This window comes from Pseudomonas sp. D1-1, from assembly GCF_051132225.1.
Classification (GTDB): Bacteria; Pseudomonadota; Gammaproteobacteria; order Pseudomonadales; family Pseudomonadaceae; genus Aquipseudomonas.
Window position 1 is genome coordinate 4,584,376 of sequence record NZ_CP071676.1, and the last position, 23,113, is coordinate 4,607,488.

30 protein-coding genes are annotated in these 23,113 nt (G+C 61.4%); 3 read left to right on the top strand and 27 right to left on the bottom strand.

The annotated features are described in order from the left end of the window. Nucleotides 1–13: 13 nt before the first annotated feature. Together erdR and J3P86_RS20505 are read right to left on the bottom strand one after the other, a co-directional pair. Nucleotides 14–667, bottom strand: a complete 654-nt coding sequence (erdR, locus tag J3P86_RS20500) for a response regulator transcription factor ErdR (RefSeq protein ID WP_434628797.1) — start codon at nt 665–667, stop codon at nt 14–16. A gap of 215 nt (nt 668–882) precedes the next feature. Continuing rightward, nucleotides 883–1,629, bottom strand: coding sequence for a tRNA-uridine aminocarboxypropyltransferase (locus J3P86_RS20505; RefSeq protein ID WP_434628795.1), 747 nt, complete (start codon nt 1,627–1,629; stop codon nt 883–885). A gap of 183 nt (nt 1,630–1,812) precedes the next feature. Here J3P86_RS20505 and J3P86_RS20510 point away from each other — a divergent pair, with 183 nt between their 5' ends. Beyond that, complete coding sequence (locus J3P86_RS20510; RefSeq protein WP_305499165.1) at nt 1,813–2,235, top strand: quorum-sensing-regulated virulence factor family protein; 423 nt, start codon at nt 1,813–1,815, stop codon at nt 2,233–2,235. Here J3P86_RS20510 and J3P86_RS20515 read toward each other — a convergent pair whose 3' ends face one another. Further along, nucleotides 2,236–2,430 (bottom strand): hypothetical protein, encoded by a 195-nt coding sequence (locus tag J3P86_RS20515; protein WP_305499163.1) that lies wholly within the window; start codon nt 2,428–2,430, stop codon nt 2,236–2,238. It abuts the gene before it with no gap. Between the two features lie 283 nt (nt 2,431–2,713). Here J3P86_RS20515 and J3P86_RS20520 point away from each other — a divergent pair, with 283 nt between their 5' ends. Both J3P86_RS20520 and J3P86_RS20525 read left to right on the top strand, forming a co-directional pair. Beyond that, entirely contained in the window at nt 2,714–2,899 is a 186-nt protein-coding gene (locus tag J3P86_RS20520; RefSeq protein WP_434601687.1) for a hypothetical protein, read from the top strand. Between the two features lie 98 nt (nt 2,900–2,997). Next, nucleotides 2,998–4,116, top strand: coding sequence for a TIGR00730 family Rossman fold protein (locus J3P86_RS20525; protein WP_434698735.1), 1,119 nt, complete (start codon nt 2,998–3,000; stop codon nt 4,114–4,116). Between the two features lie 44 nt (nt 4,117–4,160). Here the strand turns inward: J3P86_RS20525 and recX are convergent, their stop codons facing one another. The 24 genes from recX to J3P86_RS20645 form a co-directional block, all read right to left on the bottom strand. Continuing rightward, a complete protein-coding gene (gene recX / locus J3P86_RS20530; protein WP_305499159.1) occupies nt 4,161–4,628 on the bottom strand; it encodes a recombination regulator RecX in 468 nt (155 codons plus the stop codon). Nucleotides 4,629–4,636: 8 nt separating this feature from the next. Next, entirely contained in the window at nt 4,637–5,689 is a 1,053-nt protein-coding gene (recA, locus tag J3P86_RS20535) for a recombinase RecA (RefSeq protein ID WP_434628790.1), read from the bottom strand. Nucleotides 5,690–5,772: 83 nt separating this feature from the next. After that, the gene (locus J3P86_RS20540; protein WP_434698737.1) at nt 5,773–6,273 is read right to left on the bottom strand and encodes a CinA family protein; all 501 of its coding nucleotides are present in this window, start codon (nt 6,271–6,273) and stop codon (nt 5,773–5,775) included. 71 nt (nt 6,274–6,344) lie between these two features. Next, the gene (locus J3P86_RS20545; RefSeq protein ID WP_434698738.1) at nt 6,345–6,881 is read right to left on the bottom strand and encodes a lysis system i-spanin subunit Rz; all 537 of its coding nucleotides are present in this window, start codon (nt 6,879–6,881) and stop codon (nt 6,345–6,347) included. Then, the gene (locus J3P86_RS20550) at nt 6,863–7,426 is read right to left on the bottom strand and encodes a glycoside hydrolase family 19 protein (RefSeq protein ID WP_434698739.1); all 564 of its coding nucleotides are present in this window, start codon (nt 7,424–7,426) and stop codon (nt 6,863–6,865) included. Before J3P86_RS20550 ends, J3P86_RS20545 begins: the two co-directional genes overlap by 19 nt. Nucleotides 7,427–7,450: 24 nt before the next feature. Next, on the bottom strand, nt 7,451–7,882 hold the full coding sequence (locus J3P86_RS20555; RefSeq protein WP_434698740.1) for a phage tail assembly chaperone: 432 nt from the start codon (nt 7,880–7,882) through the stop codon (nt 7,451–7,453). A 15-nt stretch (nt 7,883–7,897) separates the two neighbouring features. Next, nucleotides 7,898–8,809: a gp53-like domain-containing protein gene (locus tag J3P86_RS20560; protein WP_434572177.1), complete on the bottom strand. Its 912-nt coding sequence runs from the start codon at nt 8,807–8,809 to the stop codon at nt 7,898–7,900. 107 nt (nt 8,810–8,916) lie between these two features. After that, nucleotides 8,917–9,477: a tail fiber assembly protein gene (locus J3P86_RS20565; protein WP_434698741.1), complete on the bottom strand. Its 561-nt coding sequence runs from the start codon at nt 9,475–9,477 to the stop codon at nt 8,917–8,919. 7 nt (nt 9,478–9,484) lie between these two features. Beyond that, nucleotides 9,485–10,579 (bottom strand): phage tail protein, encoded by a 1,095-nt coding sequence (locus J3P86_RS20570; protein ID WP_434698742.1) that lies wholly within the window; start codon nt 10,577–10,579, stop codon nt 9,485–9,487. 25 nt (nt 10,580–10,604) lie between these two features. After that, nucleotides 10,605–11,114 carry a phage tail protein gene (locus J3P86_RS20575; RefSeq protein ID WP_434698743.1) on the bottom strand — a complete coding sequence of 170 codons (510 nt, stop codon included), beginning with the start codon at nt 11,112–11,114 and terminating at the stop codon, nt 10,605–10,607. Then, complete coding sequence (locus J3P86_RS20580) at nt 11,111–12,265, bottom strand: phage tail protein (protein WP_434698744.1); 1,155 nt, start codon at nt 12,263–12,265, stop codon at nt 11,111–11,113. The genes J3P86_RS20575 and J3P86_RS20580 overlap by 4 nt, the downstream gene beginning before the upstream one ends. Nucleotides 12,266–12,276: 11 nt before the next feature. After that, a complete protein-coding gene (locus J3P86_RS20585) occupies nt 12,277–12,876 on the bottom strand; it encodes a YmfQ family protein (protein ID WP_434698745.1) in 600 nt (199 codons plus the stop codon). Continuing rightward, nucleotides 12,864–13,904: a baseplate J/gp47 family protein gene (locus J3P86_RS20590; protein ID WP_434698746.1), complete on the bottom strand. Its 1,041-nt coding sequence runs from the start codon at nt 13,902–13,904 to the stop codon at nt 12,864–12,866. Before J3P86_RS20590 ends, J3P86_RS20585 begins: the two co-directional genes overlap by 13 nt. Continuing rightward, nucleotides 13,894–14,292: a phage GP46 family protein gene (locus tag J3P86_RS20595; RefSeq protein ID WP_434698747.1), complete on the bottom strand. Its 399-nt coding sequence runs from the start codon at nt 14,290–14,292 to the stop codon at nt 13,894–13,896. Before J3P86_RS20595 ends, J3P86_RS20590 begins: the two co-directional genes overlap by 11 nt. Further along, nucleotides 14,292–14,801, bottom strand: coding sequence for a phage baseplate assembly protein V (locus J3P86_RS20600; protein WP_434572165.1), 510 nt, complete (start codon nt 14,799–14,801; stop codon nt 14,292–14,294). Before J3P86_RS20600 ends, J3P86_RS20595 begins: the two co-directional genes overlap by 1 nt. A 209-nt stretch (nt 14,802–15,010) precedes the next feature. Continuing rightward, on the bottom strand, nt 15,011–16,051 hold the full coding sequence (locus J3P86_RS20605) for a phage baseplate assembly protein (RefSeq protein WP_434601700.1): 1,041 nt from the start codon (nt 16,049–16,051) through the stop codon (nt 15,011–15,013). A 3-nt stretch (nt 16,052–16,054) separates the two neighbouring features. After that, complete coding sequence (locus J3P86_RS20610) at nt 16,055–17,293, bottom strand: DNA circularization protein (RefSeq protein ID WP_434628769.1); 1,239 nt, start codon at nt 17,291–17,293, stop codon at nt 16,055–16,057. Continuing rightward, nucleotides 17,280–18,854 (bottom strand): phage tail protein, encoded by a 1,575-nt coding sequence (locus J3P86_RS20615; RefSeq protein ID WP_434698748.1) that lies wholly within the window; start codon nt 18,852–18,854, stop codon nt 17,280–17,282. Before J3P86_RS20615 ends, J3P86_RS20610 begins: the two co-directional genes overlap by 14 nt. 130 nt (nt 18,855–18,984) lie before the next feature. After that, on the bottom strand, nt 18,985–19,281 hold the full coding sequence (locus J3P86_RS20620) for a phage tail assembly protein (RefSeq protein ID WP_434628765.1): 297 nt from the start codon (nt 19,279–19,281) through the stop codon (nt 18,985–18,987). Then, entirely contained in the window at nt 19,278–19,625 is a 348-nt protein-coding gene (locus J3P86_RS20625; RefSeq protein ID WP_024780162.1) for a phage tail tube protein, read from the bottom strand. Before J3P86_RS20625 ends, J3P86_RS20620 begins: the two co-directional genes overlap by 4 nt. A 66-nt stretch (nt 19,626–19,691) precedes the next feature. Further along, a complete protein-coding gene (locus tag J3P86_RS20630) occupies nt 19,692–21,188 on the bottom strand; it encodes a phage tail sheath subtilisin-like domain-containing protein (RefSeq protein WP_434698749.1) in 1,497 nt (498 codons plus the stop codon). Further along, entirely contained in the window at nt 21,188–21,370 is a 183-nt protein-coding gene (locus J3P86_RS20635; RefSeq protein WP_434601704.1) for a DUF2635 domain-containing protein, read from the bottom strand. The genes J3P86_RS20630 and J3P86_RS20635 overlap by 1 nt, the downstream gene beginning before the upstream one ends. Further along, nucleotides 21,367–21,951, bottom strand: a complete 585-nt coding sequence (locus tag J3P86_RS20640; RefSeq protein WP_434628760.1) for a phage tail terminator protein — start codon at nt 21,949–21,951, stop codon at nt 21,367–21,369. The genes J3P86_RS20635 and J3P86_RS20640 overlap by 4 nt, the downstream gene beginning before the upstream one ends. Before the next feature lie 142 nt (nt 21,952–22,093). Then, entirely contained in the window at nt 22,094–23,110 is a 1,017-nt protein-coding gene (locus J3P86_RS20645; RefSeq protein ID WP_434628758.1) for a phage late control D family protein, read from the bottom strand. Nucleotides 23,111–23,113 lie beyond the last annotated feature (3 nt).

The following is a 23,113-nucleotide window of genomic DNA, read 5'->3' on the forward strand; positions in this document are numbered from 1 at the left end:
GTGAATTCAGACACTACGACTGCGGCGAAATTGACTCGAGTTGTTGCAGCAACAAGGCCGCCTGCGTCCGGGTGCGCACGTTGAGTTTACGAAAGATCGCCGTAACGTGGGCCTTGATAGTCGCCTCGGACACATTCAGCTCATAGGCAATCTGCTTGTTCAGCAGGCCTTCGCAGACCATGGTCAGCACCCGGAATTGCTGCGGCGTGAGGCTGGCCAGCCCTTCGCTGGCGGCCTTGGCTTCCGCGGAAACACTCACCGCCTCGAACGCCTGGGGCGGCCAGGATACATCGCCATCAAGGACGGCCTTCACCGCTCTTTGAATCATTTCCAGGGAACTGGACTTGGGGATGAACCCGCTGGCGCCGAACTCGCGGGCCTTGACCATCACCGAGGCCTCTTCCTGGGCCGAGACCATCACCACCGGAATTTGCGGGTATTGCCCACGCAACAGCACGAGGCCAGAAAAACCATACGCACCGGGCATGTTCAGATCCAGCAGCACCAGGTCCCAGTCGGCCTTTTCAGCCAATCGGCTTTCCAGTTCCGCGATGCTGGCCACCTCCGTCAACCGGACATCCGAGCCAAGGCCCAGGGTCACTGCCTGATGCAACGCGCTGCGAAAAAGCGGGTGGTCATCGGCAATCAGGATTTCGTATGTGGCCATTTTTCAAATGATCCTGTTTTTTTAGTGGCAGGCCCGATGCATTCGCGCCTCGCCAAACAACTCAAGACACCGCCAAGCAGCGGCATCCACAGGGGGCATGTTCAACGCCAATCACAGCGTTTCAAACTCCAGCCGCACCCTGGTCGGCGCCCAGCATGCCCAGCGAAGCCGGGGTGGTCAAGCAGCACGGTCACGGCCTTATCCAGTATGGGCCACTACTCGGCCAACAGCGCAGGAGCCGCGCGAACGAAGGGTTGCAGCTCGGCATGGGCCGGCGTGGACTCGTTCACCTCCTGCTGGCGCTTGGCGCCGAGGTAATGCTGGCTGAACACATCGAAATAGGCGTCCAGGGCCGACGCCGCGTCGCTGTCCCCCGCCAGTTCCAGGCACAGCGCCGCCACTTCGGCGGTACACAGGTGTTCGCTGCGGGTCGAGCGACGCAAGCGATAACGAGACAACTTGTCGGGCAACAGGCTCAGAATGGGCAATCGGTCGAAATACGGGCTTTTACGAAACATCTTGCGCGCTTCCGTCCAGGTCGCGTCCAGCAGAATGAACAACGGACGCTTGCCCTGATCGAGCGCCACCGTGTGGGTGACACGGGACGGTTCGACATACTCGCCTGGAAACACCAGATAAGGCTGCCATTGCGGGTCATTCAGCAAAGCCAGCAATTGCCCGTCGACCTCGGTACGCGACCAGATGAAGGCATGGTTGTCGCGCACCACATCGGCGATCAGCCAACCGGTATTGCTCGGCTTGAAGACTTCTTTGTTGGTCATGATCAGGCAGACCCCGGAACGGGTCTCGACGCTCGGGCGCCAGGCACACAGGCAATGGCTTTCGATCACCCGACACGCGCTACAACGAGGCGCGCGCCAGCCACGGGCCTGGAGCGGCTTGATGCCCTCGTCGACGCGCTGGTCGCGCAGGCGGGCTACGGCGTTGGGGGCATGGATCATAGCGGGCGACGCCCACGGACAAGAGAACTCGACACGAACAACACTCGGCAGGACAACAAAGCCCGGCAGTCTACCAGAGCGCGCAAGCCTGTACCGTCTACCCGGGCTCCCCTATAATCGCCGCCACTGAACGCACAGTCACGTGACCGGTCGAACCCCCTGTCACTGAACCAGGAGAGTTTCATGCTGCGCCTTATCGTCCCAACCGTTGCCGTTCTGCTGGCGACGTCCATCAGCGCTCAGGCCGCGTCGCTGAAAGAACTCGAACTGAACAAGATGCTGCAGAACGTGGCCACGCAAAGCAGCGTCGGCACTCCGCGTGCCATCAACGAAGACATTCTCGACCAGGGTTATACCGTCGAAGGCACCGAGCTGATCAACCATCTCAGCGTGCAAAGCAGCCACGCCCAGAAAATGCGCGCCGACCCCAAGGCGGTCTACTTCCAGCTGGGCTCCACGGTGTGCACCAACCCAGGCTTTCGCAAGTTGATGGCCAAGGGCGCAACCATGCGTTACGAATTCACCGAAGTTAAGACCAATCGTCCGGTCGCCACCGAACGCTTCCAGGAATCGGACTGCCCGAAACCGGCCAAGACCAAGAAATAATCAACCCGAGCTGGCGCGCCGCTGCTCATCGTCGGCGCGCAGTTCCGCCACCAGCGCCTGCAAATAGCGCGAGCGCCATTCCCTGCCCTCCAGCCGACGGCAGCACTCCTCTTCAAGGCTCACCTGATTGGCCTGAGCCGCTTCCAACAGCATCAGGTACAACTGCTTGTCGAGTTCCAGAGTTACCCTGGTCATTTCTCCCGCCTCCCTGCCCCCGAAAATGCTTAACGTGGACGCCCAACCCTGGACGTCGAATAACGTCAGCACGCTTGTTATGAGTAAATCAGAGCGGGACGTAGCCAGTCGGTGAACTGACGAGCGGCGCATTACCCACTATCAGAGCTGGAGCACCGGACGCCTTCGCGAGCAGGCTCGCTCCCACAGGAATTTTGCCGAACGCACACCTGATGTTCACTGAAGATCAATTGTGGGAGCGAGCCTGCTCGTGATGACGGGTTCCAACAAGGCCAGGTGACGGTTGCAAACCGTCATCTGCGAGCGCCATGATCAACAAGAGGCTAGATTCAAAATATCGCCTGTTACCGGGCAGAACGAGGCTGCCCTTGCCAATACCCTGACGCTTGATTTTTTTCATCCAAGGGAAACAGCAGAATCCGTTGGCTGGCTTGATCGCCTTGCTGCAATTTGCGTCGAGCCAGGTTGAATGCCCGGGCATACGCCGGGCTGACGACGGCACAGGAAGTGCCGTGGCCCTGACGAATCTCTCGTTCGGGCCAGGTTCTGTTCAGAAGGAGAAGCTGAATGCCTTACAAACCGAATGACCTGCTCAGTCGGCATTTTGAGAACCATGGCCACGACCTCACCCGCAAGGTCGAAGAGCAACTCAACCTGGTATCACCCAACAGTCCCAATCTCCCCATTTACCGCGACATGATCCTTACCGTGCTGCGCATGGCCCAGGAAGATCACAACCGCTGGAACGCCAAAATCACGCTGCAAGCACTGCGCGAACTGGAACATGCCTTCCGCACCCTCGAACAATTCAAGGGCCGTCGCAAAGTCACGGTCTTTGGCTCGGCCCGAACGCCCATCGAGCATCCGCTGTATGGCTTGGCGCGAAAACTGGGGGCGGCGCTGGCCCGGTCGGACATGATGGTCATCACCGGCGCAGGCGGAGGCATCATGGCCGCCGCCCATGAAGGCGCAGGCCGCGAGCACAGCCTGGGTTTCAACATCACCCTCCCCTTCGAACAACATGCGAACCCGACCGTTGAAGGCACGCAGAACCTCCTCCCGTTCCATTTCTTCTTCACCCGCAAGCTGTTCTTCGTCAAGGAAGCAGACGCGTTAGTGCTCTGCCCAGGTGGTTTCGGCACCCTTGATGAAGCATTGGAAGTCTTGACGCTGGTGCAGACAGGCAAGAGCCCATTGGTGCCGATAGTGTTGCTGGATGTGCCGGGAGGTAAATTCTGGCAGAGCGCCCTGGATTTCATTCATGAACAATTGGGAGAAAACCGCTACATCCTGCCCACCGACATGAAGTTGATGCGCCTGGTGTACACCGCCGAGGATGCGGTGGAAGAAATCAATCAGTTCTATCGCAACTTCCACTCCAGCCGCTGGCTCAAGCATCAGTTCGTGATCCGCATGAATCATGCGCTCACCGAACAGGCGATGCAGCAGATGCAGGTCCAATTTGCCGATCTATGCCTGAACGACTGCTTCCATCAGCATGCCTACAGCGGCGAGGAGCCGGAGGAGGCGCCTTTCAGCCACCTGACGCGCCTGGCATTCACCTTCAACGCCCGCGATCACGGTCGACTTAGAGAACTGGTGGACTATATCAACCTGCCGGAAAACTGGGCCCAGCCTGCCGCCCAACCCCACCCGCTGACCTGGGAACCAATCGAGGTGACTTGAGCCAAAAAAAAACGGCCCGCTATCGAAATAGCGGGCCGTTTTATCTAGTCATCCATGCTACGACCGCTGAACAGCCGATTGATCATTTCCATGGAGTATCCTCGATACGCCAGGAAACGCCCTTGCCTGGCCCGTTCCTTCGCATCAATGGGCAGATGCCCTGAGAACTTGCGACGCCAGGTATCGATTAACTGTTCCTGCCAATCGATACCGCTTTCACGCAAGGCAAGTTCGATATCCGGTCGTTGCAAGCCGCGCTGGCCAAGTTCTTCGCGAATTCGCATCGGGCCATAACCAGAGCGGGCGCGATAGGAGACAAAGCTTTCAAGGTAGCGCGATTCCGACAACAGCCCCTCTTCCGTCAAGCGGTCCAGGGCTGTGTCGATCAATTCATCAGAGGCGCCGCGCTGGCGCAGTTTACGCGTCAGCTCGACTCGACCGTGCTCGCGTCTGGCGAGCAGGTCCATTGCGGTTCGCCGCACTGCGACGAGGGTATCGAGTACGGCGGTCATCGGATCGATCAGATGTCAGCGTCAGCCAGATCGTCTGCAGTCTCGCGGTTGGCCACGGCCTTGACGTCTGCAACCGGGCTCAACAGTTTGTCGCGCAGTTGCTTCTCGAGAGTTGCCGCGACTTCCGGATTGTCCGCCAGGAACTTGGCCGAGTTGGCCTTGCCCTGACCGATCTTGGTACCGTTGTAGGCATACCAGGCGCCGGATTTCTCGACGAAACCGTGCAGCACACCCAGGTCGATCATCTCGCCGTTGAGGTAGATGCCCTTGCCGTACAGGATCTGGAATTCGGCCTGACGGAACGGCGATGCCACCTTGTTTTTCACGACCTTGACGCGGGTTTCACTGCCGACAACCTCATCACCTTCTTTCACCGCGCCGGTACGACGGATGTCCAGGCGAACCGAGGCGTAGAACTTCAGCGCGTTACCACCGGTGGTGGTTTCAGGACTGCCGAACATCACGCCAATTTTCATGCGGATCTGGTTGATGAAAATCACCAGGCAGTTGGCATTCTTGATGTTACCGGTGATCTTGCGCAGGGCCTGGGACATCAGGCGAGCCTGGAGGCCCACGTGCATGTCGCCCATTTCACCTTCGATTTCCGCTTTGGGTACCAGTGCCGCTACGGAGTCGACGATGATCACGTCAACCGCGTTGGAGCGCACCAGCATGTCGGTGATTTCCAGGGCCTGTTCGCCAGTGTCCGGCTGGGAAACCAGCAGGTCATCGACGTTGACGCCCAGCTTGCCGGCGTATTCCGGGTCCAGAGCGTGTTCGGCGTCGACGAAGGCGCAGGTCGCACCGGCTTTTTGAGCCTGGGCGATCACGGACAGAGTCAGCGTGGTTTTACCGGAGGATTCAGGACCGTAGATTTCAACAATACGACCTTTTGGCAAGCCGCCGATGCCAAGCGCGATGTCCAGGCCCAGCGATCCGGTAGAGATGGAAGGAATAGCCTGGCGGTCCTGATCGCCCATACGCATTACGGCACCTTTGCCGAATTGACGTTCGATCTGACCCAAGGCCGCAGCCAAGGCTTTCTTCTTGTTGTCGTCCATTAAAGTCCTCACGTAATCAATAAGGCCTGACGGCCAACACCTGTATAAGTAGCCAGTATTATTCCACAGCGATTCAGGATCGCCTACCCCTGATTTGAGATTTCTGTGGCGGCATGTTGTAACAGCCCGTCTAGCGCGGCCTTCACCGTTTGTCGGCGGACCTCGTCGCGATTGCTTGGAAAGAAGCGCCGCTCGCTGAACACCGCCTCGCCAACGCCCCAGGCGAGCCATACGGTGCCCACCGGCTTGCTCGGCGAGCCTCCGTCCGGCCCGGCCACGCCGCTGACCGCCACGGCGAAACGCGCCAGGCTTTTCTGCTGGGCGCCCCGCGCCATCGCCTCCACCACCTCGCGGCTGACCGCGCCGACCTTGTCGAACAATTCGGGGGGCACACCCAACTGCTGGGTTTTCTGGCGATTGGAATAGGTGACGTAACCGGCTTCGAACCAGGCCGAACTCCCCGGGATCCGCGTGATCGCCTCGGCAATCCCGCCACCGGTACAGGATTCGGCGGTAGTGACATGGGCATTGAGCACCTGCAAGCGCCTGCCCAACTCAGCGGCCAGTCCGGTAATGTCATCCATGCTGCTCTCCTGATTCGACGCGGTTGGCGCCTACCGTACACCAGCAGCCACAGCTTGCAAGGTCCGCCAGATTACCGGGCCAGCGCTCTCACATAAGCCTGGCAGGCCTGCAGGGCGATCAGTCCACGGTCGCCCTCGTCGGTGATGGCGATAATTCGTTGAGCATGCGCCGGGTCAAGTCGGGCGCGTGGGGCGCCATGATCCATGCCGCTGGCGCCGGTGGCGGCAGGCATTGCACAACCGGCGGCAACATCGTCGGCGTCGAGGAGGACTGACAGCCGGACATCGGCAGTAGCAAGGCGATCGCGCAGGCGATCCTGATCACGTTGGGCATCGCTCAAGGCTCGGTAGTGGGTTTGTTCGCTGGCGGAGAGTTGCTGTTCCAGGGCGAGGCGTTTGTCCTGTTCGGTCTTTTGCTGCTTCGCTGCCGCCTGGGTCATTCTATTGAGCGTCTCGGACTGCGACTGCGCCAGTTGCGCCAGTTGCCTGCCGTACCGCCACTCCTGGAGCCGCCACGCCAACATGGCTGGACCACCGATCAGCAGCGCCACTAATACAACGACACCTAGCGTACGGCAGGAAAACGGCATCAGGCTGAAGGTTGGCATAACACATCCCTCGCCCGCGCCCAGAGTTGCAAGCGATCCTGCAAGCCATTCAGGCCGCCATTGATGCGGCGGGTAATACTGTTGAACTGGTCACGATCAGCCAGCTCGTTCAGGCCGTTCTGCGCCCAGAACCAGGCGGCGGATTGCGCCGCCCATTGCGGTTGTTCGAGCAGTTCGGGCAAGGCCAGCAAACGTTCGTCGCCGAACAGCCCCAGGCTGCAACGAAGGTAATTGTCGTGGCCGGTAATCTGGATCAAGCCCCGGCCGCGATATTTCTGACCGTCACCGTCGGGCTGGGTCGAGTTGCCCAGGCGAACGGCCAGGGTTCCGGTGTCGTATTTGCTCAGGTATTGCTCGCTGCCCAGCTCTCGTACATAACGCAACTGCCCCGATTCGTGACCGACCTGGGCCAGAAATGCGGCGATGCGCTTGGGAGTGTCAATGCGGTAACGAGACATCGCGGTGTTCAACGCTGGAATAAAAACGCCCGCTTGGGCGCGGGCGTCGGGCATGATCTTGATGAGTTGCTGTTGCGTAAGGTCCATGTTCGGGTCACCGCACATACATGATCAAAGCTGCCCGGCCAGCCAGGACGGCGCGGCCGGACGGTGTTCGGCGGCTGGAAAGTACTCGTCCTGTGGCCATTCCCTAAGGGCCCGGCGATAAGCCTGCAACTGCGTGTACTGCGCCTGGTCCAGCGTCGTGCCGCCGCCATCGTCCATCTCGTCGCGATCGCGCGCTATGAGGCGGTCGGTTGCGGTGAGTTGATCATCGCGCCATTTCTTTTCACTGGCCATTCGCACCGTGAGTTCATCAATGGACAGCTCCAAGAGCACCGGACGGCCTTTGGCGTCCGACTCGATACGTTTGTTCAGGAAAGGAGCGGCAAATAACGCTCCATATTCTTCATCGCTGATCTTGACTGCATCTTCAGGAAGCCTGCCGGAATGATCGATGGAGTTGTAGAACCCGCCGGTGGATTGAGCATAATAAATCATCATTTAATCGTCTCCTGTTCAATAACCTATCGCGCGCCACATCCCGGTCCAACTTGAATAAGCGCCATTATAATCGCGCCCATAAAGCCTGAACTGGCTCAGCGAGCCGGTGGAAACTCCAAAACATGCGCAAGTGGGACCGCCATCCGTCACCACGATGTTTCTAACGGCATTAGGAAAGGACATGGGGAACGTCACAAGAACGCCGTTGGCATCCGCTCCGCTGGAGGCAACGCCCCATTGTTCGATAACATATCCCGTCGGACTTGTTGCATCAGGCGTTCGTTTCCAACCATTGGGTTGCAATGACGAAGCGGACATAGCCGAATATTTCAACGCCACATTACCGCCAACGAGACGCCATTGATTATTTAACTTGATGAATTCCGCCGTTTCGCCGAGGCCGATACTGATGGTTCCTTGAGCACCATTCGAAGCGCACAGCACATCGATAGCGGATGCCGTCGAAACCGTAACGATGCCCGATCCTGCATTGACAATCTTTACAGTCGCGCCCTGTATGATTTCCGCGGTCGCCGGCAGTCTGGCGGTTACCGGTGTATTGCTGGCGAAACTGGCAACTCCGCCAACATCCGATGCTGTTAAAGTGGCACTGCTATTGTAGACATCGAATCTGGAATACTGCACCCCTGTACGGTTTACGTATCCAGTCGTCGCGGCGGCCCTGCTGTTATCGAATTGCGCCGCAGTCAGAAACAGCCCGCTCCCCCGTAAGGCTGTAAGCAGCTGGTTATAGACGACCTCCGACGGAGCTATGCCCGCGGCTTGTATAACATTAAGCAACTCCAGCGTTACACCATTGCCCCAACTGGCGGGAATCAAGGATCCCGGCGTTCCCGCCAAAGGATCTTCATCCACGAACCTGCCGTTCGATAGACCTGCGCTGGGCACACTTTTTGGATAGTCCACATTTCACTCCTGATGGCCAAAGATAAAAAACAGGCGAGACAAAGCCTCACCGGCAATACGCGGTGGCGCGGTTGATTGAGAAAGTCTGAGAGGTCGCCCCGGGCAGCTTAAAGAGCAGGCTCGGGCAGGACAGGCCAAGTGATAGCGGCTGGAAAACCGGCTTGATGCTGGATGCGATTCAACTCGACGCTATAAAGCTTCCACTCCATCAGGGCCAGTTGTTCCTGGTCGCTGGCGTCGCCGATGTCCTCGGCGTACTGAAGCGGGGCTATACGCAACATTGCGTCGCGCAGAAGCGCATCCCGTTGGGCCAGAACCTGGCCAGTGATGTCGCTCAACTGCAAGTCAACGTCGAACTCCCAAGTGTGATTTTTCCAGGTATGGTAATTACCTGGCCATGGCTCGGTTGTGAACGCTTCCGGCAATTCCCCCAGTTCGTTCCAAATCTGCTGGCCGCCGTCTTTCTTGCGGTAGACCAAGCCGCGACGGTCAATAACCTCTCGGGGCACATTGCTCACCAGCGCCCACGTGCGGCCACCTTCCGGAGGGGGTAGTTCAAAGGAAATTGCCACCGCATTACTGGGGATCTGAACGCCAATACCTGGCGTTACGGGAAACTCCACGGGTCCGGACAACGCGCCGGCTTTATCGAAAAGATAATAAAACACAGACACCTCAGATGAGTTTGATCCGCGCCGGATAAGCGACATTGCGCGGGCGCGATTTGAATGAGTAGAGCAACGTGTTGGCCGTATCTACCTGGAAACTGGTCCCGGTAGGAAATATCGGACCACCGTTTACAAGGTCTCCGATGATTTTGATTTCCTCACGGGTGTTGGCACCGAATCCGGTAAGGCTGTCGGACCATCTTGATCCAACCGCACCAGCCCCTTGTCCCCCCAACGCATAGGAGTGAACAGTGCCGGCTTGAAAGGCCCCCATCGCCCGTCCAGGATCCACGGAGCGCCCTTCGTCCAAGATCCGCAAGAATTCACCTCGTCCTTCCGGGGCTCGGAAAGTGAGAACACCATCACCAGAACTCCATTTGCCTTCACTGCCTTCCCGAGTGGCCTCGGTGCCGAGCATTCCGGACTGTTGGGCGTGATCCCACAGCCAGGGCCACTCAGCACGTTTCATGACCGTGCCGTTTAGCGCACCGTAACCACCCGGGCTGAGTTGGATAGTTGTTTCAAAAAACGGCCGCCCCAAAGCTGTGTTGTCAAACCTTCCCATTGGCCACCAACTGCCGGCACCGTCACTACGTAGATGCCACCAGTCACCACTGCCCATCAGCACGAGAAATGGATAGCCAGCGGCCGAAAGATGGGTGTGAAATCTGATCCGATCAGCCCCGCCGGCCTGAACCACAAGACGATTGCCGCTGTTGTCCAGACGCCGAATGACGACGTCTCGAACACCCAGCGCAGCGTTGGCCGAGGGTAACCCGATGGTCGTAGCGCCAGCGTTGGCGTCAATCAATACAAGGCCAAGCTCATTTGCCGTCAGCGTTTTCGACAGGGCCAACCGCGTGATTACCGAACGCATGGGGTTGGTCATACCGATGATCTTCTGAATAGCTTTGAAGAGCTGATTGGTGTCCGCTTCGGAGGGCGCGATATCGGCGCCAGAAATCACACCGAGGATTTCCTGGGTAACGCTGTTACCCCACACAGCCGGAATCAAGGATCCCGGCGAGCCTTCGACAGGATTTTCATCCACGAACCGACCGTCCACCAGCCCCACGCTGGGAACACTTTTTGGATAATCCATGTTTTGTCTCTCTATGAGATGAGAATCAAGCCCGAAGGCGTAGCGTCCGGATGGCTGCGAGCGCGTCATCGGCGGTTTTAGTGGCGAGTTCGGCTTTGCCCTTGGCTACGTGCGCGCGAATCTGCGCCTTGGCCTTGAGGCGCAGCTCGCGAAGCGTCAGCAGGTTCGCGTCGAATTCAGCGGCCTTGGCGAGAATCTGGTCCGCTGCCTGCCTGGCTGTGCGGCCCTTGACGACCCAGGCAGAAACCGACAACGGAACAGCTTTTTTCGGGTAGCCCTGATCCTTGAACGCCTGCGCTTCAAGGGCCGCTTGTTGATATTCCAGGGCCCGTAACGGATCACCGGCCAAAACGCGACGGGCGCTGTCGGCAGCGGCATCGATCTTTTCGCAAAGGCGTTCGGCCTCCAGGCTGAGGTGCTCGGCTGCATTCTCTTCGGTAAGCACCCAGGTATCGTCCACCCAGATATGAGCGGAGGAAGGCGCAGGCGGGCGAAGCCCATCTTCGTACTGGTGCAGCTCTTGAATGACTTTCATCGGATCAACTCCCAGGACAGGTGAGCATTGACTGCGTTGATAAAGTTGATGCCGATGCCCACGCTGTAATCTGTCAGCGCTTGGTGCCCCTTGATTCCCATGCTCAACAGCAACTCGTCGCTGTCTGCAGTGGTCGCACCCAATGTGTGCTCGGCCTGATAGCACTGCCAAAGCGAACGTAACTGGGAATGGTCGAAACTGGCCGTGACCGTGGAAACGGTCACGTCATTGGCGACGTTATTGGAGAACAGCACGCACATTGACGGGCTCGCCCAACCCACCGCATTGTTGCCGGGGCTAGTCGCGGCGGGCGACAGATAGCTGTAGTTGCCGCCAAGCCATCCGGACTGAACAAACGACAGCGTGGTCACGACGTTCGAGGCTGGGGTGGGATTACCCGCCACAAGCCGCGCCGCACGCGCATGCGGATCCAGCGGCAGATACACCACCCCGGTGCCATTTACCGTTTGCGTCCAGGTCAATTGAGTACGGTTATAAATCGTGCGGATCGTCGGCAGGGAGCCAGGCGTCCCGGTCACCACCCAGGCCAGGCACATGTCCAGGGGGGTCGATGGGAACCCACCGCCTGCCGTTCCGTTGACGGTGCCTTTCAGGGATTCCGGAGCAAGGTCATACAGGCTTCCCCGCTGCACATAGAACGTCAGCGCATCACCGACTACCTGCGCTCTTAAAAAATAACTGGCGCTGGGCAACAGATCGGCGCTGCTCCAGGCCGTCGTCACGTAGGTACGTGTCCGCCCCAACCGTCCTGCTACCACCTCTTGCCCGATGCTGACGTACACACCCGCCGGAATCGAGACACGTCCGCCACTGGTGGGCAGCGCTGCTGGAGTGACGGCCAAACGGTTGTCCGCCGTGGCAATCGTCGGCAGCGGCAACGCTGTGATCGGCAGAGCGAAGTCCTGGTTCCAGCCCTTGGCGGTTACCGTCCGAATCGCCGCGAGCAATTGATCGCTGCGGGTTTCATCCGGCGTCAGATCTCCCGCCTTGATGACATTCACGATCTCCTGCGTCACCCCATTCCCCCAATCCGCCGGAATCAACGATCCCGGCGTCCCGGTCAACGGGTTTTCATCGACGAACCTCCCATTCACCAAGCCGGCGCTGGGTACACTTTTCGGATAATCCATCCGTTTACTCCCTAGTCATAGTTGATGTGAACCTTGGTATACGCCGGTGCACTGCGGTGAATAAGACACTCCAGCGCCGACCCCGGATTGACGCCAAAACGTTCGCCCCAATAGCTCGCACCAAAGCGCCGTCCCAGCAGCAGCCGGCCGCCGGTGTTGAGGGTCCACATGAACTGCGCCTGCCACGTTCCGAAGTGCGCTTCGCCAAACCGTGCGCGGCCCATGCGCGGCGCCTTGAGTTCGGTAATCGTTGCGTTGGGGTAGCCCTGGCTCCTGGCGATTTCCACGTAATAGGCGATGGCCTGGCTGCCCACCGCCAGCAACCGCCGTCGCACCGCCAGACGGCGATCGTCATACAGCGGCGTGGCGCCAAGGCACGGATCCGGCAGCTCCATCACCCGTTCCCAATCCGGCACCAGCTCGCTCACTCCCGCCGGGTCCATCTCGTTGAGCAGGTCGGCGGCGCGGGCATCCAGGCGCGCCAGCTCCTGGGCGATGCCTTGCAGCACTTCGTCCAGTTCCGGCACGCGCTCCGGGTCCCACGCCGGGCCGCTGGGCAGCAGGCTGCGCAGTTGGGCCTGGTATTGTTCGACGGTTCTTATCCCAGCCATGTGCAGCCTCCGAAGGTCAGCAACTGGTTGCTGGCGGCGACGACATCGGCGGCGGGTGCGCTGAGCTTGTGGTCGGTTTCGCCGGTGGCGCTGCTGATCGCTTCGGCGATATGACTCAGCAACAGCGTTTCGCCGAGGCCGGCTTCGCGGTTATGCAGGTCGCGCAACTGGGCCTCGATGGCGGCGCGCACGGCGCTGGTGTCCGGGGTGATGCGCAGCTTGTAGTTCACCGGCACCTGGGTCGGGGCCAGCACATGCAGTTCGGCGGTCACCGGGCGCAAGGGCTCGATGTAGGCCCGCACTTCCTCCAGTTGCTCGGCGTTGGGGATCGGTTGCGGATCGTCGTCGCGCATCACGAACAGGCCGACGGTCCCCGGCCCCAGATAACTGCCGCGACACCAGGCGCGGGTAACGCCGGGAAACTCCAGAGCCCAGGTCTCGTAGTCCTGGGCCGAACCGCCGTGAGGGATGACCCGATAGGAACGGATCACCCTCGACCGCAGGGATTCAAGGCTTTCCCGGGCGACACCGCCGGTCAGCCCTGGCGCCAGTACGGTGAAGCTGTTGCCGATACCCAACAGCGGCTGCACCGGCGTGAGCACCAGACCCGCATCGGCATTGCCCAGGCTACCGGCCTCCAGTGCCGCAATGGCGGCGGTGTTCAGGCCATTGCTGGTGGTTCGCGCGGTGGTCACTTTATAAGTACGGCCATCGGCCGCTTGCAGCAGCGTGTCGGCATCCAGCACGGCACCCGCCGTGGCGGTGAAGCTGACGCTGCCGGTGGCCACTTGGGCGACCTTGCGCGCCTGGTTAAGGCGCAGCGCGGCGATGCGCTCCAGGGTCATTTCATCGGCCTTGTCCGGGAGGATCTGCTCGGCGATCCAATCCAGATAGCCATACAGGCCATAGGCGGCGCCGCCGAGGGTACGCGCCAGGACCTGGGCGTCGGACTGGCGCAGCGAATCGCTGGCCAGGTCACTTTGGGCGCGCTTGATCAGCACCGGCAGCGAAGGGGTTTCAAACGGCATAAGTCACCTGCCAACTGTGGTCGGGGTTGATGTCCAGGCGCTCGCCATTGGCCAGGGTCAGGACCGTGCGCAGGTTCAGACGCTGGGCGTCGAGGCGTTCGCTGATGATGTCGATGGCGCTGCAATGACCGTCATCGATCAACCATTGCAGCGCCTCGCGGGCATAGAATTCGGCGTCGAGTTGGGTCTGGCGGGTCAGCTTGACCCGCCGCAACAGCCACAGCCGTGAGCCGATGCGATCGTCGGCGACCGTGGGAAAGGTGTCGCCCCACCAGCCGAAACGCTCGTCGTCATCGACCGCATCGCCCGCGGCGGCGCGGCGCCAGGTGAACAGGCTGACCAGCACCGAGCGGGTCAGCGCGGCGTGCAGGTTCTGGCTGATGAACATCACTGGCCTCCCGCCGGCGCACCGGTCTGGCCGTTGCCGGCCTGTACACCGACGTGCACGTGCTTGATCTGACTGATGCCGCCGGCGATCTGATCGCCCTGGGAAACGATCCTGCCGGTGTGGTTGATGACGGGGCTGTCGATGTTCACCGCGCTGCTGGCGCGGATGTTCAGCGTCGCGGTCTCGATGTCGATGACCCGGCCGCGCTTGAAGTGGAGCTTGTCACCTTCATCGGTGTAGAGCGCGACTTCGCCCGGGGCCAGGGCCTTGAGACGAAAGCGCCGATCGGCGACCACCAGCACCACCGCGTGGGAGCGGTCGCCGCCGAGGAACGTGGCGATGCCCTCGGCGCCGGCCAGCGGGTTGCTGGTGAAGCCATAGGGCTCGAAATGCTCCATGTCGTCGCTCACTTCGCCAGCGGTGAGGCGCATTTGCAGCGATTGCAATTTATTCGCCGAATGGGCGAGCACGACAGTGCCACGCGCCAGGAGGCGGGTCAGTAGGCTCATTGGGTTTTTCCTTCGGAATCGGGTTTAACGGCAGAGCATTGTGGGAGCGAGCCTGCTCGCGAAGGCACCGGCACATTCAACATCGATGCAAACCGAGCCACCGCTTTCGCGAGCAGGCTCGCTCCCACAAGGAATCTGCGCTGGGCAGGAATCTGGCGGCGGGCTCGCTCCCACAAGGGATTTGCGCAGGGCGGGTATCGGCGTCGGGCTCAGGCCTTGGGTGGCACCGGGTTGGCGTCGAAGGTGTGCGGCGGGGCGACTTGCAAGGTGGTGATCGAACCCTGGGCGGACAGCGAATAGGTCACCTTGGAAATCAGCATGTCAGCGTCAAATCCCAGCACCGGATCGATCACCCGCACCAGGGTGTTGTGCCGCCAGAGATCGCCGTTGGCCTGGCGCCAGCCCTGTACGCGGTAGGTGGTGGTCAGGGCGCGGCCGCTGCGAATCGCGCTTTCCCAGTCGGCTCGTTGCTGGGCCAGCGCCGGGGTCAACTGAGCGCTTTCGCTGATGACGGTCACCCGCTTGCGCTTGAAGCCCAGGTCAGTGGCGGTGCCCGAGACCTCGCTCACCGCCGCCCCGCTCTGCTGGTCATTGCCTTTGTGCTGGCCGATGACCCGGTATTCGGAGAACACCTGGCTGTAGTCCATCGGCGCGTTGCCCGAAAGAATATTCTTGCCCAGTTCCAGCACATCGCTGGCCCGCCCACCGCTGCCGGGCTTGGCCAGCAGCACGCGGCCCTGCGGGTCATCGGTGGAGAACACTCGGAACAATGTCAGCAAACGGTCGATGGATTGAAACACCGTTTCTCCAGGCACGATGCTGTGCTCGCTCAGGCGCGCGGTTTCCGGGATCTCGCTGACCACCCCCACGGCATAGGGCGATGCCAGCGCCTGGACGATGCTCAGCAATGTTTGCCCGCGCCATTGCGTCGGGCGGTTGATCGCCGCGCAGTCCACCAGGTCCTGAGTCTTGGAGCCGCCTTCGATGCTCAGGCTGATCTGCCGGCCGTCGTAGCTGATGGGCGCCTTGAACACGTAGCCGCTGAGCAGCAGGTCGGCGCCGATGCGCACCTGGCATTCGTCACCGGGACGAATCGGCACCGCCTGGGTCTGCCCCGGCCATTGCCAGGTGATGTCGAGTTTGAAGGTGCGGAACTGGCGCTCCAGGTCCGCACTGATTTCCACGCTTTTCCAGCCGCCGTAATCCAGCCCGCCGACGGTGAGCGTGACAGCGTTGTCGAGCTCATTCATGGCTCACTCCCCGGAGACTTTCAGGTCGTTGGGCGGCAGGAAGCCAGGATGCGCCACGCCATTGCGCTGGGTCACCTCGGTCACCCGGGTAGCGTCAGCAAATTGCTGATACGCGACCACCAGCGCCGGCAGGCTTTGCTTGAACGACAGGTTGATCAGCCGGACACCGGACGACGCCACGGCCGTCAAGTGCGCGGCCATTTGCTGACGCAGGTTGTTCATTGCCTGGTAGTGATCCGGAGCGGCCTTGAGGGAAGCCTGCCAGATGGCTTCGTTGAGGGCATCGCGCAAGGCGAGCACGTCATCGGCCACCGGCACGTCTCGGCGCTGGACCGGTTGCACCGCCTGTTGCGCCACCGATGGAGTGGCGTCCAGCTTGACCACCGGCGCCGCCACGGGCATCGCCGCAATCCATTGCGCCGCTTGCACCAGCAAGGTGTCCTGGACCAGATCGGCAACCGCCTGGGCCGCCGCCGTGGTGTCCTTGCCGGTGGTGAGTTTGGGCGCGTCTGCCTGACGGATGGCTTCCACCTGTTGCGACACGCTGGCAATCACGCCGCGATAGCCGTCACGGGCAAAATCCTTCAGCTCCCGAATGTCGCCCAGCAGTCCCTTGAATTCCGCCGCTACTTCCTTGGGCAGCTCCTTGACCGCCTTGACCAGATCGCTGAGTTGCCGATAGGTCTCGATCAATGGTTTGAGCTCCTGCTCGATGACGCCATAAACCTCCTTGAGGCTGTTGCGCAGATCCGCGATGCCGATCCGCGCCGCCTTGATCAGGCTCATGGCGTCTTCGAAACGCCGCACCGCCGAGCCGAGGAAACTGTCGGCCGAGACCAGCAGCAGTTTCTGGCTGTTGATCGCCGCCGAAGGAAACTGCAGCGGCTGGTCGGGGTAGAACTTCAGGGCAAACGTGACCAGCCCGCCGTCCTGGCGGGTCTGGGTCATGTCGCATTCGCCCACTTTGACCTGCAGGCGCCCCAGCCATGGATGCACCAGTTCACCGCTGCCCTGCTCCAGGGCTGCGAGCAGTTTGTCGCGCTGCTCCAGGCAATCGGGGCCGACGATGAACGCCGTCAACTCGTGGATGCGTGCCTGCCGGCCGAGCCCCTCGAAATACGGCAGGTCACGCTGCGGGTACTCATGCAACTGGCCTTTATGACCGATCGGGGTTTTCGCCTGGTCGACCCAGAACCCGACGCCGCGAAACGACGCCGGCAGCAAACGATCACGCCAGCTCATTGGAACCTCCTGCGGAAAGTGAGCGATAACCGATGCGCGAACTCACCGCCAGGCCCGGTTGATTGGTCTGGGGCGGGTCGGCGCGCAAACCCGCCGGCGCGTTTTCGAAGCGCACCGTCAGGCCGCCTTCCAGTTGCGTGCGGTTGTTGGCGGCGCTTTGTTGCACCAGGGCGCTGGAAGTCTGCGGCAATGCGCCGGGCGTCAAGGACGCTCTGGGCGACGCAGTGGCGGGTGGCGGCGCAAGGCTTGAAGACAGCCCCGAAGGCTGCTCGCTGGCCCCGCCAAAAAACGCCGGTGCCAGCTCACCCTTGCCTTCGGCATTGGTGGCGCGCTGCGCCTCGGCCAATCCCTCGACCTTGCCGGTGAACGAGGCAATCACCTCGCCGAAGCCGCCGTTGAAGAACGCCTTGATTGGCGCGATCACGCCCTGCAGCTCGGCCCACCATTGGCTGAACCATTCGCCCACCGGTCCCCACTGCCGGGTCAGGCCCTCGATGGGCGACCAGTCGAACAGGCCGCTGAACACCGCCAGCATGATCGAAACCTGATTGCGAATGCCCTCCCAGATCCCGGCGAAGACCTCGCCGATCGTGCCCCAGTTGGCCATGATCAGCCCCAACGGTGTCCAGTCGAACAGGCCTTTCAGCGCGGCCATCACCGGCACGGTCAAGGCCTGGAGCAAATCCCAGATCGCCGCGAACATCCCGCTCAGGGGCGTCCAGTTGGCAATGATCAACCCCAGGGGCGACCAGGCGAACAGCGTCTGCATGAAACCGATGATCGGCGTCGCCGCCGCCACGATCACATTCCAGAGTGCGCCAAAAAAGCTGCTGATCGGCCCCCAGTTGCTGATCACCTGCCCCATCGGGGTAAAGGCGAACAGCGTCTTGAAGAACTCGACCATTGGCAGGATGATCGGCGCCAGCCGTTGCCAGAGCCCGGCAAAAAATGCCGAGATTGGTGTCCAGTGGGCGATGATCATCCCTGCCGCCAAGGCGATGCCCATGGCAATCAAGCCGATGGGGTTCATCTTCAAGGCCAGGTTGATCACTTCCATTGCCTGGCTCGCGCCGCTGACCGCCGTCTGGATCGCGTTGAACGCGACGACGCCATTTGCCAGGCCCTGGATTAGTTGCGGGTTGTCCTGCAGCACCTGCGCCACGCCGTTGACCATCGGCTGCAAACCGACCGCTACCGCGTTGACCGCAGGCCCCAGCGCCGAGCCGAACTGCACCGACACGTTGCTGATGGAAGTCTTCAATCCCTCCAGGTTCTGTGCCGCTACGCGAGGCGCTTCCGGCGCCTGGACGGCACTGGCTGCCGCGCTCGCTGCGCCGGCTTCGTCCTTGAAGGCCAGCGCCGACTTGAGCCCGTCCATGAACGGTTGGGCCAGGCCACCGCTGGGCAGCAGCCCGGACATATCCAGGCTGCCCAGGCCCGTGGCGTCGAGGTTCTGCTTGAAACTCGCGACCTTCGCTCGCAGGCTGGCGAGCTTGGGCGACAGTTCGTCGATACCGGTCAGCAGTAGCGCCTTTTTCTCTACCTTCTGTGTCTCTGCCATCACTGCACCTGCTGCATCGCATTGATCCGTTGCGCGTGCTCCAGGGATTCGCGGAGCACATCCAGTGGCCTGGCCATCATCTGTTCGGGGTCAACCTTCCAGAACCAGGCCAGGTCATAGGTGGCGGTGATCAGGTCGCCGATGGCTGCGACGCCGCACTCATGAAAAAACTCGCGACGGCCCAGCTCAGCGCGTTGAGATCAGCCAGGTCCAACTGGTTGACCGATGATGGTGGAATACCGGCGCAGACCGCGATGTATCTGGCCGCGACATCCATGTCCAGGCTGACCTCCTCGCTCTTGTCGATCTTGTACGGCAGCGCCTTGATCGCACGGACCTCCTGCACCGTCGGACGGCGCAAGGTCAGTTCGCTCAACGGCTCGCCGTGGGCCTCGATGGCCACGCGCAACGCCACGACACCAGTCATTGCCAGGTCCCCTTGATGCCTTCGAATTTCAGCTCGATGGTGGCGTCGTCACCTTTGGATACCGGCTCTTCCACCAGATACGCGCCAGCCAGCACGTAGACCTTGCCGTTGCTGAATTCGCAGGTGACGGTCATGTCAGTGCCGGCGACCAGCTGCTTGAGCGGGAAGTCGGCGGTGTGCAGCGCGGTGACCTTGAACGACGGCGCGATGTCGGTTTCCTTGTAGAAACCCGGTACGACGGTCTCGCGTTTGGTAAACATCAGTGGTGCTTCACAGCCGCCATTGATGGTCAGTTGAGCGCCGTCCACTTTGACGTAGCAGGTGCCCGCAATCAGTTGACCCATGATGTTTCTCCCTTCAATAAAAAGCCCACGCGAGGTGGGCTGAATTCATGCAACTGAGTACCACTGTCAGGCGGCGGCGTCGTATTGCAGGCGGAATTGGTTGAGCAGCGCGAACACGCGCAGTCCGTTGATGTAATCCGGCGGGAAGAGCACGTTGACCCGGCTCGGGTCCTGGCTGTCGCGTTCGACGATCAAGTGCTCGGCAAACAGCTCGGCGTTTTCCACATGACCTTCCAACTCAAGCTTGGCGTACTGGGCGATCAACTCACCGCGAATGGTGCTCGGGGTGACGATGGGCTGGCCGGCGCCGAAACGAGTACCGTCGGAGGCCAGTTTGTGGCGACCGTATTTGCTGGTGATCACGCTTTGCAGGCGCCGCACGATGAACGCCGACTGGTGCATGGTTTCGCTGTCCAGGTAGGAGTTGTCCGCCTGGCCGAAGGCATTCTTCTGATAGGTCGTGATGGAACGCTGGATACGAACGTAGCCGCCTTCGTAGTAAGCGGTCGCGATGCCGTAGTTGAGCAACGACTGTCGCTCGGTCAGGGTGAAGCGCTCGCTGGCCGGTGCCGGATCGAGCCCCGGCAGGCTGCCGCTTTGGGTCGGGCGGCTGGCGTCGGCGGAAATGAACACCGCAGTGCGCGCGGCCAGCGCAGCGGCCTGGACCCAGAACGGTTGCGGCACGCCCGGCTCCAGGGCCTGGATGGTCATGTGCTGGTCGTTGCGGGCCTGGCCGGCGGCGACAAGAGTGCCGAGGGTGCCGCGCTTGGCGCTGTAGACGTGACCGAACAACTGCTTGGCCCAGGACCAGCGACCGGTGCTGTCATCCATGACCGCTTGCCAGGTGTCGAGGCTCGACACGTCGGACCACGGCATGGCGATGAACTCGAACGGCTCATCGCCCAGGGCGGCGACGGCGGCAGTCTGGTCCGGCGCACCGGCGCCGCCGGCCATGGCGGTGATGGCCGTGGTCAAGCCGGCCGGGGTGTCTTCGCCGTTGCTCTTGCCCAGGCGATTGAATTGCAGGCTGATGTCATTGCCGCTGGCGCCGGTCCATTTGGCACTCAGGGTCACCACGCCTTCGGCGGCCGCGGCGGTCACCGGCAGGTCGGCGGATGCGTTGATCTTGAGGGTCAGCGCCGTGGCCGCCTGGGCAGCGCTGGCACCTTTGACGACAGCGGCCTGGACACGCACGCCACCGACGTACAGGTTGAGCACGCCGCTCTCCGCAGCGCTGCCGGTCAGCGTCAGCGTACCTTGGGCAATCGCCCCTTTGACGTTATGCAGCGGCAGGCACCAGATCTCACCGATCGGGTCGGTCTTGCGCCAGGTTTCGTACATCGACGCCAGCATCGAGCCTTGCCCGCCAATGCTCTTGGCCAGCGCGACGCTGGAAACCAGCACCAGCTTGCCGGCTTCGGCCGGGGCGATGTTGTCGTTGACCTGGGCGACGATCAACCGGCGCATGGCCGACGACGCGCTATTGGCGGCCGAGTTGTCCATCTCGGCGTAGAACAGCGGAACACGAATGTCCGCGGGAATGTTGCTGAATCCAATCGCCATTATTTGGCTCCCTTTGGTTTTGCCGCTTGCACGGCTTTGGTAGTGATATCGCCATCGGCCAGACGTCGACGCCACCAGGCGTTGTCCGGCACTTCACGGCCTTCGAGGGGCAACAGATCGCCCGCTTCCGGGTCCGGTACGGCGCGGCCAGGGGCCGGCAGCACGGTGATGCGTTTGCTCATGGGGTTACGTCTCCAGAGAAAGTCAGTTCCAGGCGCCCGTCGGGGCCGGGACGTTTCAGGTTGGGGTCCGCCGGGTCGATGGCATCGACGCGCACGGTGGCCCCGGTAAAGGACGACAAGCCGTCCAGTTCACGCTCATGCCAGCTTTCGGCAGGCTGGCCCGGCAGATTGCGGCCCAGCTGGAACTCGGCGAAAAAGCGCAGCCGGTACAACACGCGACTGCTATTGATGGAAACCAGCTCGCTGCCGTCGTATTCGACGCCGGTGTACTCAGCGCCCGGCTTGAACCCCACCAGCGCGCGCCACAGTTCAGCCCGTAGGTCGTGCGAAAGATCCAGCGCTTTTGTCGCGTCAGTCGCGTCGAGCACCAGCACGGCATCGAAACGATCACGTACCGCTTGCAGCGTGACGTTCTGCGCCGCGTTCCTACTGGCAACGTCGGCGGTTGCCAGGACATAGGCGCAGGGGGTTTGCAGCGGGGCCTGGGCTTGCAGCGTGGCAAGGTCAAAGCCTGCAGCCACGCGATGGGCAAGCGTGGGGCATTGCTCACGCAGTTGCGTGAGGATCGGGGTGATCTTCATGGGGGAATTCCAGTGGTATGGAAGGTAGCGTCAGGGAAACCTGTGGGAGCGAGCCTGCTCGCGAAAGCGGTGTATCAGGCAACACCAGTGTTGGATGTCAGACGGCTATCGCGAGCAGGCTCGCTCCCACAAGGGGCCAGTGTCAGGCCCGGGCATCCAGGCAGGTCGCATCGATCTTGCAGCGATAGCTTTTTTCCCGGCTGCCACTGGCGGTGACTTTGTCGATCGACCAACGCCCGCGCATGAAATCCGGCCAGGAGGGGTCAAGCAGCACGATGCCCTCGGCGGACAAGGCCGGGTTGCCCGGGCATTCGATGGCGACCTTGAGGGCTTCGCGCATCATCCGCCGTGTCTCGCCCTCAGCGGCGGCGCGGGCGTCGTCGGCGCTCTGGAAGCGCTGGCGCAAGGTCTTGAAAGGTGCGATGCCGCCCTCTTCGACCCGCAGCTTGCCCGCCGCCGCATCCCACCAGGTGGTCTTGCAACCCTGGTATTTGGCCCGGGCGGTCTCATCAAGGATCGCCGACGTAAACGCCTGGTCGCCTGGGCGATTGTTCGTCGTCACCGACAGCTTTACCTCAGGCAAGACTTTGCCCGACAGCGATTTCGCCTGCCCGCGCCGGGCGAGCACATACAGCTCGTTGATCGGCTTGGCGACCGCGTCATAACGATGGGCCAGACGGGTCAGGAAGCCCATGTCGGTTTCGTTGGTTTGGTCGATGTGCTCGATTTTTATCAGTGACAGTTCCGGCGCCACCCGGGGGGAAAAACCGTGCCTTGAGGTCAGTTCCCGAAACAGCGCGCCCAGGGTCGTCGGGCCATGGCTGACGGATCGGCGCTGCTTGAAACCAGTCTGGTCCGAGGCGCTGAACGGCGCGGCTGTCGCCACCAGTGTCAGGCGCAAGGGAAACAGGGTCGGTGTACGCCGGGTCACGACGAATTCGCCTTTATCCACAAGTCCCGACTCCAGATAACCGACCCGCAGGCCGATCTTGCCGCCCAGGCTGGGCATGCCTTCAAGCCCCTCCAGGCTGATGGTCAGTGTCAGTTGATCGGACTCGATGCCCGCCGCGTCGACGTGCGTCCAACTGAGCAGGCGTTCGTTGAGCAGCGCGGCGTTCGCGCCATAAATTTCCACTGCAGGCGTAAAACCCAATGACATGGC